Here is a 15,439-nt window from a genome sequence, read left to right on the forward strand (position 1 = left end):
TTCTTGCGCAAAATCGCGCCAATAAAAGTTAATTTTAGATTAAATGAGCTCCCGATGTAAGCTTTGTAAGGAATAAACCTCGAGCGAATCAAGTCGACCATTTTCAGAGGCCAATAAACCATCCATTACTGCTCGTGCAGCACTAATAGTCGTGTAATACGTAACGCCATTGGCTTGAGCACTTGTGCGGATGGATCTAGAGTCAGCAATTGCAGTCCGAGTTTCATCCACAGTAGTAAATACAAGTGAAATCTCGCCATTCTTGATGAAATCCACGATATGTGGACGCCCATCCTTCACTTTATTGACCACCTTAACTGGTAAGCCCGCAGCTTCAATTGCTGCTGCAGTACCTTTGGTTGCAACCATCGGAAAGCCCAGTTGATGTAATAACTTAGCAACTTCAATCGCCTTTGGCTTGTCGCTATCTTTGACAGTCAACAGAACTGTTCCACTCTTTGGTAGCTTAATGCCAGCACCCAGTTGTGATTTAAATAAAGCCTCGCCAAAAGTCTTGCCAACACCCATTACCTCACCAGTGGAGCGCATCTCTGGCCCAAGAATTGGATCAATACCTGGGAACTTATTGAATGGGAATACAGCCTCTTTTACTGAGAAGTATGGTGGCTTCACTTCAGTCTTAATACCCTGCTGCTCTAGAGTCTGACCAACCATACAACGGGCTGCAATTTTTGCAAGTTGTAAGCCAGTAGCCTTAGATACAAAGGGCACAGTTCGAGATGCTCGGGGATTAACCTCGAGAACATAGATCACATCTTTGCCATCGACATTCTGAATTGCAAACTGGACGTTCATCAAACCAACCACATTCAAACCTTTGGCCATCGCTGCAGTTTGACGTTTAATCTCCGCAACCGTCGCATCAGATAATGAGTATGGGGGCAATGAGCAGGCTGAGTCTCCAGAGTGAACGCCGGCTTGCTCGATATGCTCCATGACGCCACCGATAAATACGTCCGTACCATCGCTGATGCAATCCACGTCACACTCGATAGCATCATTTAAGAAGCGGTCAAGCAGTACAGGAGAATCGTGGGATACCTTCACGGCTTCACGCATGTAGCGCTCAAGGTCACGACCGTCATGAACGATTTCCATTGCACGACCACCCAAGACATAGGAAGGACGAACCACCAATGGGTAACCAATTTCCTCTGCTAGCTTAAGAGCCTCTTCTTCAGTACGTGCCGTACGATTAGGCGGTTGACGTAAACCGAGATCCTGAAGCAGCTTTTGGAAGCGCTCGCGGTCTTCTGCAGCGTCAATCATGTCTGGTGAAGTGCCAATGATTGGCACGCCATTACGCTCAAGATCTAGAGCCAATTTTAAAGGTGTTTGGCCACCGTACTGAACGATAACGCCCTTTGGCTTCTCTTTAGCAACAATCTCCAATACATCTTCAAGAGTCAGCGGCTCAAAGTACAAGCGATCTGATGTGTCGTAGTCGGTAGAAACGGTTTCAGGGTTGCAGTTCACCATGATGGTTTCGTAGCCATCCTCGCGCATTGCTAAGGCAGCATGTACACAGCAATAGTCAAACTCAATACCTTGACCAATACGGTTTGGGCCACCGCCTAAGACCATAATCTTTTCTTTATTGGTCGGCTGTGATTCGCACTCACCATGCTCTGCTTCATAGGTTGAATACAGGTAAGCAGTATTGGTTGAGAATTCAGCTGCACAGGTATCAACACGCTTATAGACAGGAACTACCTTTAATCGATGGCGCGCTGCACGAACAGATGCAGCATCAACCTTTAATAGTTTCGCTAAGCGGCGATCAGAGAACCCTTTTTGCTTTATAAAGCGCAACTCTGGTGCTGTAAGACTGTCGATCTTGCGCTGCTTAAGCTCAGCTTCAATGGTGATGAGCTCTTCAATTTGCTCCAAGAACCAAGGATCAACCTTCGTTTCAGAGTAAATCTCATCAAGACCCATTCCCATGCGGAATGCGTCTGCCAAATACCAAATACGATCCGGTCCCGGCTCATTAATCTCATTGATGATGTCATCAAGATCCGTGGATATTTCATCCAAACCATCGACGCCAACCTCTAAACCGCGAAGCGCTTTCTGGAATGATTCTTGAAAAGTGCGGCCAATAGCCATCACTTCACCAACTGACTTCATCTGCGTTGTTAAGCGGGAATCAGCCTGTGGGAATTTCTCAAATGCAAAGCGTGGAATCTTGGTAACAACGTAGTCAATTGAAGGCTCAAATGATGCTGGTGTAGCGCCACCAGTAATGTCATTCTTGAGTTCATCCAAGATGTAACCAACCGCCAATTTAGCCGCAATCTTTGCAATGGGGAAACCCGTAGCCTTTGATGCCAATGCTGATGAGCGTGAAACCCTTGGATTCATTTCAATAACGATCATGCGACCATCAATTGGATTAATCGAGAACTGCACGTTAGATCCACCAGTATCAACACCAACTTCCCTCAGAACAGCAATCGATGCATTACGCATGATTTGATACTCTTTATCCGTCAAAGTTTGCGCAGGCGCTACGGTAATTGAGTCACCGGTATGAACACCCATTGGATCTAAATTTTCAATCGAGCAAACAATGATGCAGTTGTCATTGCGATCGCGTACGACTTCCATCTCAAATTCTTTCCAACCCAAGAGAGACTCTTCGATTAAGAGCTCACGCGTTGGGGATAAATCGAGACCACGTTTACAAATTTCTTCAAATTCTTCACGGTTATAAGCAATACCGCCGCCCGATCCACCCATGGTGAATGAAGGACGAATCACTACTGGGAAACCTAAGCTGCCAGTTTCCCTCTGAATTTGCTGCTGAACTTCATGCGCCTCATCCATGGAGTGCGCAATGCCAGACTTCGCAGAGCCCAGACCAATTTTGGTCATCGCCTCTTTAAATTTCTGACGATCTTCTGCCTTATCAATTGCTTCTGGTGAGGCGCCAATTAGCTCACAACCATATTTCTCTAGGACACCATGACGGTGAAGATCTAATGCACAGTTCAGTGCAGTCTGGCCACCCATGGTTGGCAAAATTGCATCTGGCTTTTCAGTGGCAATAATGCGCTCAACAACTTCCCAGGTAATCGGCTCGATATAAGTTACATCGGCCATCTCTGGGTCAGTCATGATGGTTGCAGGATTGCTGTTGACCAAAATAACCTTGTAGCCTTCGTCACGCAGTGCCTTACAGGCTTGCGCTCCAGAGTAGTCAAACTCACAGGCCTGGCCAATCACAATTGGACCAGCACCAATAATTAGGATGCTCTTAATATCGCTACGCTTAGGCATTATTTGCCCTCCTTCTTGGTAGCATTCATTAGCTCCACAAAACGATCAAATAAATAAGCAATGTCATGAGGGCCTGGTGAGGCCTCAGGATGCCCTTGGAAACAAAGTGCTGGCTTGTCATTCCATGCCAAACCCTGCAAGGATCCATCAAATAAAGACACGTGGGTTACGCGAATATTGCTTGGTAATGTATTGGCATCAACTGCAAAACCATGGTTCTGAGAGGTAATGGCAACGCGGCCTGTATCTAAATCTTTCACAGGATGATTGGCGCCATGGTGACCGAACTTCATCTTCAATGTCTTGGCACCAGCCGCAAGGCCCATGATTTGTTGGCCTAAACAGATACCAAAGGTTGGAACACCTTTTTCAATAATTTCTTTAGCGGCAGCGATAGCGTAGTCACATGGACCAGGATCGCCAGGACCATTTGAGAAGAACACGCCATCAGGGTTCATAGCCAGAACTTCTGCTGCGCTAGTTTGTGCCGGCACCACGGTTAATTGACAGCCACGCTCAGTCAGCATACGCAAAATATTGCGTTTCACACCGAGGTCATAAGCAACTACTTTTTTAACCGGCTTGCTGGTGTCTAGTGATCTGTAAGCAGGCTTACCGTTTGGTCCATGGAGATCCCACTCAGCTTCACGCCACTCATATGCTTTCTTAGTGGTAACCACCTTAGCAAGATCTAAGCCTGACATGCCAGGGAAAGCTTTAGCAAGTTCAAGCGCCTTCGTGCCTAAAGCTTCATAGCTATCGCCAACTTTGCCAGCAACAATTGCACCCGATTGGGCACCCTTGTCACGCAGAATTCTGGTGAGCTTGCGTGTATCTATACCAGCAATCCCCAAGATACCGGCTTTAGTGAGGTAGTCATCTAAAGAACCTTCTGAGCGAAAATTAGATACACGCTTTGGCAGGTCTTTGATAACCAGGCCAGCAGCATGAATTTGATCCGATTCCGCATCTTGGGCATTAACACCCACATTACCGATATGAGGATAGGTCAATGTAACAATTTGACGGGAGTAACTGGGATCAGTAATGATCTCTTGATATCCAGTTAATGCAGTATTAAATACGACTTCGCCAGTAGTTTCGCCAGGGGCGCCAATGCTAAAACCGGGAAATATTGTGCCGTCGGCTAAGGCCAACACGGCTGGGGGAAAAGAAGGAAGCAAGGGTGACAAACCATCTCCAGTCCCTGCTCCATCCGACGCTCAAAACCCCCAAAAAAGACTAGCCCGGGGATGTTTTTGCGGGTGGTGAGTGTCTTTAAGCGCTAGGGTATTTATTAAGTTTCGAACCCTGTAATCATAACATTTTTGCTCGTAAACCCTTGGATTTGCGGCCGAATAGGGGCTGGAGGGTAAAAAACTCCCCTAGCCTAATGGCTTGAGGAGCAATTTATCCAAAATTGGGAGTTTTCATGCCTTAGCACTCTGCTCAATGATGGTCTTGATTTGAGCTAAAACAGACTGGTCATCCATCGTGCTGATATCACCGGGGTCCCGACCTTCAGCAACAGCCTGGAGTGCGCGACGAACAATTTTGCCTGAACGCGTCTTCGGTAGAGCTGTAACGATATAAACACGTCCAGGGCGAGCAATAGCGCCCAGAGTTGTATCTACCGTCTTCATACACTCGGCCTCCAAAGTGACAGTATTGGAGGCATCCTTTGGAATCACAAATGCAATGGCGGCCTGACCCTTCAGTTTGTCCTCAATGCCAACCACAGCAACTTCTGAAACGTTCGGATGACTGGAAATGCTTTCTTCAATCTCACGAGTACCGAGGCGATGTCCAGCAACGTTGATTACATCATCCGTACGGCCTAAGATGAAGAAGTAACCATCTTTGTCTTTGATGCCCCAGTCAAAAGTGGAGTAAATCGTTTTACCCGGAATCGTTTCCCAGTAAGTGCTGACAAAGCGCTTGTCATCCCCCCAAATAGTTTGCATGCAACCTGGGGGCAATGGGCCTTCAATAGCAATGACACCCTTCTGATCTGGACCCAGCTCTTCAGAGGTGGCATCGTCTAGCAATTTCATGTTGTAACCAAATGAAGGCACGCCAGGGGATCCAAATTTATGCGGCATAACCTCTACGCCACGCTGAATTGCAAGCATTGGCCAACCCGTTTCCGTTTGCCAGTAGTTATCCACAATTGGCTTATTAATTGCGCCATGAATCCAACTTGCTGTTGGCTCATCCAACGGCTCACCCGCCAAAAACAAGGCGCGTAATTTTGAGAGATCATATTTCGTTAAAAATGCAGGATCTTGCTTCTTAAGAACACGAACAGCAGTTGGCGCAGAAAACATGACTGATACTTTGTACTTATCTACTAGCTCCCACCAAATGCCTGCGTCAGGACGCAAGGGAGTGCCCTCGTACATGATCGTAGCCATACCAGATAGCAATGGCGCATAAATAATGTAGCTATGTCCAACAACCCAACCAATGTCAGAGGTACAGAACATCGTTTCACCCGCATTGCCGGTAAAGATATGTTTCATAGAAGCAGCGAGGGCCACTGCGTAACCACCTGTGTCACGCTGAACACCTTTGGGCTTTCCAGTTGTGCCGGAGGTGTACAAAATATAAGAAGGATGGGTTGCATCAACCCACTCAATAGGCACAACATCTTTCAAATGTTTTTCACGTTCGCCGGCGTAATCTAAATCGCGACCAGCTACGGTGGTGAATTCAGTTAAACCACGATTCACAATTAAGACTTTTTCTGGCTTGTATTCGGCCAAAGTAATAGCTTCATCTAGCAAGGGCTTATATGGGACCGCTTTACCGCCACGAGCACCTGCTTCTGCAGTAACAATGAGTTTTGGTTTGGCATCATCAATACGAGATGCCAAGCTGTGTGATGCAAAGCCGCCAAACACTACAGAATGAATCGCACCAATCCGAGCGCAGGCAAGCATTGCGAAACAAGCTTCGGCAATCATTGGCATATAGATGAGAACGCGATCACCCTTTTTAACGCCATTTGCTTTATAAATTGCAGCTATACGATTGACTTCTTCGTAAAGCTCTTTAAATGTATACGCCTTCTCTTGATTGGTTTCCGTGGAAACAGCAACGAGGGCGATTTGATCTGGGCGATCTTTTAGATGACGATCAACAGCGTTGTAGCAAAGATTCGTTAAGCCACCCTCGAACCATTTAGCAAATGGAGGGTTGTTGTAATTCAGAACTTTGTCGAAAGGTTTTTCCCAATGAATTAGTTGCGCTTGCTCACCCCAAAATCCATCTGGGTCTTTAATTGAGCGTTCGTGATGTGCTTTGTAGGACATGGTCAACCTGATCTCTTAAAAAAGTTACTCAAATTACTGGCTTTTATTCACCCCCTTGCTAGTGTTGCTGCTGGCCAAGGTAGGCGAACTACCATTTTTCGCAGATTTTGCAAGCCCTGTCGATGCGGATTTATGCTGAGATGCAGCATTTTTTCCAGAAGAATTACCCTTAGATGTACCTTTATCCGCCGTCTTGGAATTGGTAGGCGCAACACATTTTGTTGATTTAGCGCTTTTTGCTCCCTTAGCAGGTTTGGGGCACTTAGGCGCAGGCGGAGCTGGCTTTTCTAAGCTGAGACTGGCATTTTCTGCCATGGCAGTTGAAACATCCCCTGGCCTACGACTAGTTTTGGGGATTAATACGGTTGAGCCTGCCCGGATGCGCATTCCCTTTGGTATGCCATTAACCTCGCGAAGCGTATCCACATCTACGCCTAAAGTTTTAGCTGCCTGATCAACGCTTTCTGTCTTAGACACCTGAACGGCAGTCCATGAAGAAAGGGATTTAGTGTATTGCTTCAGGTTATCCTGAAAGATCTCCGCATGCGCAAATGGCAGCAGAATTTGTTGGTTAGCATTACTCAAAATAACCGGCTTATTAAAAGATGGATTCAAACTATGAAATTCATCTGTTGGTATTTCAGCCAACTTAATGACGAGAGCAACGTCAATATCACTACCCACCTCAACCGCAACAAAGTATGGGTGATTTTCTAACTCGGGTAGAACAATTCCATATGCCTGTGGATCCAACACAATTTGTCGATATGCCATCAACTTGGGGACGTAATTGCGTGTTTCACGCGGCAGAGTCAAACTTTCGTAATCCGTTGGCAATCCAGCGGCTGCATTGCGTTTCTGTGCCTTAGAAATATTACCCGCACCCCAGTTATAGGCTGCCAGCGCTAATTCCCAACTACCAAATTGATTATTTAAACGTTGCAAGTAATCTAAAGCTGCGTCAGTAGACTGGACAACATCTCGTCGCTCATCTCTAAATACGTTTTGCGTAAGCCGAAAGTCTTTGCCTGTGGCGGGCATAAATTGCCATAAACCTACCGCCTTTGCGCTCGACTTTGCATTGGTTACAAAAGCACTCTCAACAAATGGCAGCAGTGCAATTTCGGTAGGCATATTACGCGCATTCACTTCCTGCACGATATAAAACAAATAGCGTGAAGAACGCGTCATTGAGCGATTCACGTAGTCCGGTCTTGCAGCCAACCAACGAACCTGCTCAATCTCCAGAGGAGTATTCATAGGCTCCATCTGATAGCCATCACGAATACGTAGCCATAAATTGTCAGAAGGTGCATAAACCTTGCTAACGGATTGATTTTTGAGGTTTACTCGAGCAGCTTTAGATGCTTTTGAGTTCGCTTTGGTTGGCGTGTCGGAAGACCAATCGCCCGTGCTAGCGCAACCACTCAACAAAGCAGTAATCACTACTACTGCGTACATCATCCGCATTAAAAGTGATCTTTCCAGCCGCGAATGACTGCCAAGACATGCGCAGATGTTGGCAGTGATGTCTGCCCTGATACCTCTTTGGCCATCGCAATTACTTCCGCTTGATCACAGCGCATGAATGGATTCACTTGTAGCTCTTGTCCAATAGTCGTTGGAAGAGTTGGCAAACCCTGCTCTCGAAGAGATTTAGCCTGCTCTGCCCATGAGAGCAGATTGAGATTGTTGGGCTCTACGGCTAAAGCAAAGCGAATATTCGATAAGGTGTACTCATGAGTGCAATACACCAAAGTATTTTTTGGCAATGAAGCGAACTTACCAAGCGACTCAGTCATTTGAGTTGGCGTACCTTCGAACAATCTTCCGCAGCCAGAGGCAAATAAAGTATCCCCACAGAACAGCATTGGCTCAACAACGTTTGCTTGCATGTTTGCAAAATAGGCAATGTGACTTAATGTGTGACCGGGCACCTCTAGCACTTTAAGGCTAATGCGGGGAGCGGCAATTTCAAACTTATCATCCTGCATGACGACATTAGTACGACCTGGGATGTTATCCCCTACAGGGCCATAAACAGGCAAATCTGCACCTAAGCTTTGCAATAAGTTCAGAATGCCGCCTGTGTGGTCTGCATGGTGGTGGGTAATGAGAATGCCTTTGAGGGTCAAATGATTTAACCTCAGATACTCCAAAACTGGCGCTGAGTCACCTGGATCCACCACTAAAGCAGAGCTGCCATTGTGGATGCACCAGATATAGTTATCATCAAAAGCCGGAATGGGCCAAACCTGCAATAAAGTATTCTTATCCATAGACCGATGATACCAACCCCACCCATCCCCTCTCAGACACTTGCACCTCCCTGGAGCTCATGGGAAAAATGGCTCCAATCCCCACCTGGACGTTACGTACTAGCATGGGAGCAGAGGTGTTTTGACCAAATTGTTGCTGATGTCTTTGGCTTTCATGCGGTGCAAATAGGCCTACCTCAAATAAACACGCTAAGTGAGAATCGGATGCCTTTACATGCCATCCTGATTCACTCTAACGATAGTCGCATTCATGCTGCAAATTTCAACTGGCATTTAATTGAAGGTGACTCGACAGAACTCCCTTTTGCCAGCGAAAGTCTAGATCTCATAGTTCTGCCGCATGTTTTGGAGTTTGCTACAGACCCCCATCAAATATTGCGAGAAGTCGATCGAGTACTTAGGCCCGAAGGTCGTTTAATTATTTCCGGCTTTAACCCTGCAAGCCTGTGGGGAGCTAGACAATATCTAAGCAGACTGATTGGAACCCCCTACCTACCTAGAGACGGTCAATTTATTAGCCTCATCCGCATAAAAGATTGGTTGGAGTTGCTTAACTTTTCTTTAGATCGCGGTCACTTTGGTTGCTATAAATTCCCTTTGCAAGGCGAATCCGTGATGGGCAAGATGAATTTTCTGGAGAAAATGGGGAACCGTTGGTGGCCAATATTTGGGGCAGTATTTTTAGTTTCCGCTATTAAACGCCAGCAAGGAGTGCGACTCATTGGCCCGGCATCACTTGTCCGCATACCCGCCATAAAGCAGTTGAGTCCTGCCGCCGAGAGAAGCAATATTCAAAAAAACCTCAAATGCGGCAATAACAAGTAAATTATTGCCATGCCGCATTCCAAACCCCATCCCCACCACCCTCATATCGTGATCTACACCGATGGCGCTTGCAAAGGCAATCCTGGACCCGGGGGTTGGGGGGCTGTTTTGCGGTCTGGAGGCCACGAAAAGCATATTCATGGGGGCGAAAAGCTCACAACCAACAACCGCATGGAAATTTGTGCGGTTATTTTTGCCTTAAAAGCCCTCAAACAACGCAGTACTGTTGAGTTATGGACAGATTCCCAATATGTCCAAAAGGGGGTTACCGAATGGCTTGAAGGCTGGAAAAAACGCGGCTGGAAGACGGCTAGCAAGGATCCGGTGAAAAATGCGGATCTCTGGCAGGAGCTCGATACCCTACTCCCTGGCCATGAGATCTCCTGGCACTGGGTTAGAGGACATAATGGACACCCCGGAAATGAGCTAGCAGATCAGCTCGCCAATAAGGGTGTTGAGGACTTTTTGCCATAGGGCAAATACATCTCAACAGCCTCCTTTTCAACCATCTTATGAGAGAATGATCCTGCTCTAGATAGCTTAGAAACAGCATAAAACCCACATAAAACCTAGAAAAACGAGACTGTGTCAAAAATAGAATCTTCACTCGACAAGGCTGTTGCCAAACTCGTGCAATATAAGAACAGTGGCAAAGCCCGCTTATGCGCACTTTGGCAACAACACTCCCCCCGATTAAATCAGCTTAAGCAGCTGGACTTCGCAACAGTTAAATCATTTGTAGTGAAATTTAAGTGGCGCATTTTATTGGCGCTGATTATTCTTTATGCGGGATCTAAGGCTTACGATTATTTCTTCCCTGCTTCCGAAAAATCGGGTGGTCCAGTAACGATTACCTCAGTTGTAGTTGAGAAGAAAGATGTACCACTCATTATTGAGGCTACCGGCACAATAGTTTCCAGCAGCATTGTTGATATTCGTCCAATGGTTACCAATACTGTTGCTAAGATCGAAGTTAAAGACGGGCAAGAGGTCAAAGCCGGTGATTTACTCTTTACTTTAGACGACCGCAACGACAAGGCGAACTACGAAAAACTCAAAGCCCTTGCCGATGATGCGCAAAAGCAATACCTCAGAGCAAAAGAGCTTGTTGCTAAGAACTTTATTTCTAAAGCCGCTTTAGAAACAACTTTAGCCAATGCCAAGTCCGCCCAAGCTGCAGCGCGTTCCGCTGAAGTGCAATTGTCCTTTGATTACATTAAGTCTCCGATTGATGGTCGCGCAGGAATCGTGAACGTGTTTCCGGGATCGCTTGTTCAGGCCAGCAACATCGTTTCAACTGCGACCAGTTCTACTGCCACTTCAAGCGTAGGTTCTATGGTCACTATTACGCAATTGAATCCAATCAATGTGCAATTTGTTATTCCCGAAAAAGATATTCCAATCATGCTAGAGAATCAGCTTGATGGAGAAGCCATGACTGTCAAAGTAGCTGTTGGTGATAGCGGCAAAAAGACATATGAAGGAAAAGTCTTGGTGATTGATAACCAAGTGGATCCATCGATCGCGGCAGTCCGTGTCAAAGCACAGATTCCCAATGACGACAAAACCTTGTTGCCCGGCCAGTTTGCCCGCGTATCTTTGGTAGCGAATACCCTGAAGGATGCTTTGGCGATTCCTTCGCAAGCAGTAGTTATTAACGCCCGCGGGAAAATGGTTTATGTCGTTGATAAGGATGGCAAGGCTTCATCTAAACCGATTAAAGTGGTTTACGAGTACTTAGGCTCAACAGTAGTAACCGGCATTGAGTCTGGCGATAGAGTGGTGGTTGAAGGCAAGCAAAACCTACGCCCTGGCAGCAAAGTGCGTGAAGCCAAGAATTTAACGCCTGCAGCTCCAGCAAACGCCAGTGCAGCTGCCCCTGCAACTCCTTCGGCCCCAGATAAGAAATGACACTTTCCGAATTATGTATTCGGCGTCCGGTAATGACGGTATTGCTCTCTGTAGCCACCGTCATAGCTGGTGCAGTTGCTTACGTCAAAATTCCCGTAGCCGCACTTCCAAGCTTCAACACTCCGGTTATCTCTGTAAGCGCTTCCCTGCCAGGCGCTTCTCCGGAAAACATGGCATCCGCAGTTGCGCTACCCCTCGAAAAAGAGTTCTCGACGATTGATGGCATTAATGTCATCAGCTCTACAAACTCATTAGGCAGCACCAGTATTACCCTTGAATTTAATAACGACAGAGATATTGATAAGGCAGCCGTCGATGTACAAGCCGCATTACTGCGAGCCCAAAAGCGTCTTCCGATAGAGATGACGGTGCCCCCTTCTTATCGCAAGATTAATCCGGCAGATACACCGGTACTGGTTGTGCGTATGAGCTCACCCTCAATCAGCCTTTCAGATATCAATCAGTACGCAGAAAATCTTGTTTCACCAAATCTATCCACAATTAGTGGCGTTGCCCAGGTATTGGTATACGGCGCTAAACGCTACGCCGTTCGAATCCGCGTTCATCCAGATGCGCTTGCCAATCGAAACCTGACTGTAGATGACATTGCCCTGGCGGTGAATAAAGCAAACTCTAATAGCCCAGTTGGAGTATTGGATGGACCACGTCAAGCAATCACCATCTATGCCAATCCTCAGCTAGTCAGACCGGAAGAATTTGCCAACTTGATTGTGAGTCAAAAAAATGGCTTACCAATCTACCTAAAAGATGTAGCAGATGTAATTGAAAGCTATGAGGACGTCAAAACACTTGCTAGCTCTAATGGCGAACGCTCTATTGCAGTTGCAGTTCTAAGGCAGCCAAGCGCTAATACGGTTGAAGTAGTGAAGTCGGTTAAAGATTTATTGCCTCAATTGCAAAAGCAAATGCCTGAGTCAATCAAACTGCAACTTTTGAATGATCGCTCCCTTTCGATCATTGAAGCAATTCATGATGTTAATTTCACACTGGCATTAACAGTCTTGCTGGTGATCCTAGTGATCTTCCTTTTCTTAAAACATATATCCGCAACTGTAATCCCATCTATCAGTCTTCCAATCTCACTCATTGGTGCATTTTTTCTGCTGTATTTTATGGGTTACAGCCTGGACAACATTTCTCTTTTAGGTATTACATTGGCGGTGGGACTGGTTGTGGACGACGCCATCGTTGTGCTTGAAAATATCATGCGCTATGTCGAGCAAGGCATGGATCCGCTCAAGGCCTCACTCAAGGGAAGTAAGGAGGTTGGTTTCACCATCATCTCCATCTCCATCTCCTTGGTAGCAGTATTTATTCCTCTCTTCTTTATGGCAGGTCCGATCGGACTTCTCTTCAGAGAATTTGCCGTAGTGGTCTCTTTGTCTATTTTGGTATCTGCCGTTGTATCGCTCACTGTGGTGCCAATGCTCTGTAGTCGATTCTTACCAAAACCAGGGCAGCATGCCAAAGAGTATGCGATCAATAAAAAATTCGATCGCCTCTTTGATTGGATGCTTAGGACTTATATTCACTACCTAGATCTAGCCCTGAAGAACCGTAAAGTGATTTTGTGGGGCGCCCTTTCTACCTTTGTCATTACGGTGGCTCTCTTCATCAGCAGCCCTAAAGGTTTTTTTCCAGAAGAAGATATTGGTCAAATTTTGGCTACTACAGAAGCTTCTGAAGATATCTCTTTTAGAGCCATGCTTGCTTTGCAGGATCAAGCTGCTGAGCTCGTTAACACCGACCCCAATGTGGCCAGTTCTATTTCTGTGATCGGCGGCGGCGCAAGCTCCGGTTATAACACTGGCAGGATTTTTATTATTCTCAAACCCAAAAGTGATCGCGCCAAAATGGCGAAGATTATGGAGGGCTTGCGAACTAAGTTCAAAGAAATTCCAGGCCTTCAAGTCTATATGCGCCCAGTACAGAACTTACAGCTTGGCGGCAAGAGTAGTAAAAGTCGTTATCAATTTACCTTGCAAAGCGTTGGCTTTGAAGGTGTAAATGAGTGGGCCGATAAGCTTATGCAGAAAATGCGTGCCGATCCGATGTTCAGGGACGTAACAAGCGACTCTCAAATGAAGGGTCTGAACGTTAAAATTAATATTGATAGAGAAAAGGCCGCAAGTGCTGGCGTCAGCGTTGCGGATATCCGTTCAGCACTTTACTCTACGTATGGAGAAAAGCAGGTCTCAACCATTTATACCCCGGTAAATACTTATTACGTCATTCTTGAAGGCGCCGTTGAAGATCGTCAATATGAGTCTGATTTGAATAAAATCTTTGTACGCGGTCGTGCAACTGACAAACTAATTCCGCTATCAAGCCTTGCGAGTTATACGCGCACGGTTGGCCCAACAGCAGTCAACCATCAAGGTCAAATTCCGGCAGTAACACTTTCGTTTAACTTGGCTCCAGATGTTTTCTTGGGTGATGCAACTAAACAAATTGAATCCTTTACCAAAGCCATAGATTTGCCATCTTCGATCATTACCAGCTACGGCGGTGATGCTGCGGTATTTAAAAGTAATCAATCTGGACAGCTGATCTTGATTCTATCGGCGCTAGGAGTTATTTACATTCTTCTTGGAGTTCTTTATGAGAGCTACATCCATCCACTCACCATTTTGGCGGGCTTACCTTCTGCTGCGATTGGTGCGATTTTAGCCTTGCGTATTTTTGGTTTTGAACTGACTATTGTTGCTTCCATTGGTATTTTGCTATTGATTGGTATTGTCAAGAAGAATGCGATTCTAATGATCGACTTTGCCTTGGATGCGCAACGCAATCAAGGCATGAGTCCAGAAAAGGCTATTCGTGAAGCCTGCATCTTGCGTTTCCGTCCCATCATGATGACTACCTTTGCAGCGCTCATGGGCGCCCTACCCATTGCTTTCGGTTTAGGCGCCGGAGCAGAACTCCGGCAACCTTTAGGCATCAGCGTTGCTGGTGGTCTCATTTTTTCTCAGTTTGTAACGCTGATCATTACGCCTGTGATTTATCTCTATCTTGATAAGTACGCAGGCACTGGTCCTATGGATATTCCACCCGCCGTCCTAGAAGGTACCTAATGCGTAAAGTTATTCTCGATACTGAAACGACAGGCTTAAATCCAGCAACTGGCGATCGCATTATAGAAATTGGCTGTGTTGAGATGGTTGGTCGTCGCCTAACCGATAGAACATTCCACTACTACATTAATCCTGAACGTGATATTGATGCAGGGGCATTTGCAGTCCATGGACTTTCTAGAGAGTTTTTATCGGATAAGCCGATCTTTGCAAATATTGTTGAACAGTTAATTGAGTTTGTCGATGGTGCTGAAATTGTGATTCACAACGCAGCCTTTGACTTAGGATTTTTAGATAATGAGTTTGCTCTACTAAAGCGCCCGCCCTTCCGAAATCTGGCATCCAAGGTTACCGATACTCTGCTCGACGCACGCCAGATGTTTCCAGGAAAGCGCAACTCCTTAGATGCGCTATGTGAGCGTTTTTCAATCAGCAACAAACATCGTACTTTGCACGGCGCGTTATTAGATGCCCAGTTGCTTGCTGAAGTCTACGTAGCGATGACCAGGGGTCAAGAAGACCTCTCGATTGATTTGATTGATTACACGGTCGACTCAGACTCTACTGGTCATACCAAAGCTTTACCAACTAATCTCATGGTGCTCTCGGCATCAAACGATGACCTCGAATGCCATGAAAAAATCTTGGCTGAAATTGCAAAGGCAAGTAAAAAGGACCCCGTCTGGAGCCCTTTAAACGCTACTAGTTAATT

At 46.2% G+C, this 15,439-nt stretch carries 10 protein-coding genes; 5 read left to right on the forward strand and 5 right to left on the reverse strand.

Going from position 1 to position 15,439, the window contains the following annotated elements; genetic code table 11:
* Window positions 1–39: 39 nt before the first annotated feature.
* The 5 genes from carB to gloB all read right to left on the reverse strand — a co-directional run bounded on the left by carB (window position 40) and on the right by gloB (window position 8,896).
* A complete protein-coding gene (carB, locus tag ICN39_RS05375; RefSeq protein ID WP_216233038.1) occupies window positions 40–3,303 on the reverse strand; it encodes a carbamoyl-phosphate synthase large subunit in 3,264 nt (1,087 codons plus the stop codon).
* Window positions 3,303–4,487: a glutamine-hydrolyzing carbamoyl-phosphate synthase small subunit gene (gene carA, locus ICN39_RS05380; RefSeq protein ID WP_216233039.1), complete on the reverse strand. Its 1,185-nt coding sequence runs from the start codon at window positions 4,485–4,487 to the stop codon at window positions 3,303–3,305. The genes carB and carA overlap by 1 nt, the downstream gene beginning before the upstream one ends.
* Before the next feature lie 246 nt (window positions 4,488–4,733).
* Window positions 4,734–6,617, reverse strand: a complete 1,884-nt coding sequence (locus ICN39_RS05385) for a propionate--CoA ligase (RefSeq protein ID WP_216233040.1) — start codon at window positions 6,615–6,617, stop codon at window positions 4,734–4,736.
* A gap of 33 nt (window positions 6,618–6,650) precedes the next feature.
* On the reverse strand, window positions 6,651–8,081 hold the full coding sequence (locus ICN39_RS05390; protein ID WP_255532310.1) for a transglycosylase SLT domain-containing protein: 1,431 nt from the start codon (window positions 8,079–8,081) through the stop codon (window positions 6,651–6,653).
* 5 nt (window positions 8,082–8,086) lie between these two features.
* Entirely contained in the window at window positions 8,087–8,896 is an 810-nt protein-coding gene (gloB, locus tag ICN39_RS05395) for a hydroxyacylglutathione hydrolase (protein WP_216233042.1), read from the reverse strand.
* A 6-nt stretch (window positions 8,897–8,902) separates the two neighbouring features.
* On the opposite strand from gloB, the gene ICN39_RS05400 reads away from it, so the two are divergent.
* The 5 genes from ICN39_RS05400 to dnaQ all read left to right on the forward strand — a co-directional run bounded on the left by ICN39_RS05400 (window position 8,903) and on the right by dnaQ (window position 15,437).
* Window positions 8,903–9,721 (forward strand): class I SAM-dependent methyltransferase, encoded by an 819-nt coding sequence (locus ICN39_RS05400; RefSeq protein WP_216233043.1) that lies wholly within the window; start codon window positions 8,903–8,905, stop codon window positions 9,719–9,721.
* A gap of 9 nt (window positions 9,722–9,730) precedes the next feature.
* Window positions 9,731–10,195, forward strand: coding sequence for a ribonuclease HI (gene rnhA / locus ICN39_RS05405; protein ID WP_216233044.1), 465 nt, complete (start codon window positions 9,731–9,733; stop codon window positions 10,193–10,195).
* A gap of 111 nt (window positions 10,196–10,306) precedes the next feature.
* Window positions 10,307–11,632: an efflux RND transporter periplasmic adaptor subunit gene (locus ICN39_RS05410; protein ID WP_216233045.1), complete on the forward strand. Its 1,326-nt coding sequence runs from the start codon at window positions 10,307–10,309 to the stop codon at window positions 11,630–11,632.
* Complete coding sequence (locus tag ICN39_RS05415; RefSeq protein WP_216233046.1) at window positions 11,629–14,727, forward strand: efflux RND transporter permease subunit; 3,099 nt, start codon at window positions 11,629–11,631, stop codon at window positions 14,725–14,727. The genes ICN39_RS05410 and ICN39_RS05415 overlap by 4 nt, the downstream gene beginning before the upstream one ends.
* Window positions 14,727–15,437: a DNA polymerase III subunit epsilon gene (dnaQ, locus tag ICN39_RS05420; protein ID WP_216233047.1), complete on the forward strand. Its 711-nt coding sequence runs from the start codon at window positions 14,727–14,729 to the stop codon at window positions 15,435–15,437. Before ICN39_RS05415 ends, dnaQ begins: the two co-directional genes overlap by 1 nt.
* Window positions 15,438–15,439 lie beyond the last annotated feature (2 nt).

This window comes from Polynucleobacter sp. AP-Reno-20A-A9, assembly GCF_018882085.1.
In the GTDB taxonomy this organism is placed as follows: domain Bacteria; phylum Pseudomonadota; class Gammaproteobacteria; order Burkholderiales; family Burkholderiaceae; genus Polynucleobacter.

Bases quoted from the DNA above. Each gene is read 5' to 3' on its own strand.
- dnaQ (WP_216233047.1), top strand. From the start codon at position 14,727: ATGCGTAAAGTTATTCTCGATACTGAAACGACAGGCTTAAATCCAGCA.
- ICN39_RS05390 (WP_255532310.1), bottom strand. From the start codon at position 8,081: ATGATGTACGCAGTAGTAGTGATTACTGCTTTGTTGAGTGGTTGCGCT.
- rnhA (WP_216233044.1), top strand. From the start codon at position 9,731: ATGCCGCATTCCAAACCCCATCCCCACCACCCTCATATCGTGATCTAC.
- ICN39_RS05400 (WP_216233043.1), top strand. From the start codon at position 8,903: ATGATACCAACCCCACCCATCCCCTCTCAGACACTTGCACCTCCCTGG.
- ICN39_RS05385 (WP_216233040.1), bottom strand. From the start codon at position 6,617: ATGTCCTACAAAGCACATCACGAACGCTCAATTAAAGACCCAGATGGA.
- gloB (WP_216233042.1), bottom strand. From the start codon at position 8,896: ATGGATAAGAATACTTTATTGCAGGTTTGGCCCATTCCGGCTTTTGAT.
- ICN39_RS05415 (WP_216233046.1), top strand. From the start codon at position 11,629: ATGACACTTTCCGAATTATGTATTCGGCGTCCGGTAATGACGGTATTG.
- carB (WP_216233038.1), bottom strand. From the start codon at position 3,303: ATGCCTAAGCGTAGCGATATTAAGAGCATCCTAATTATTGGTGCTGGT.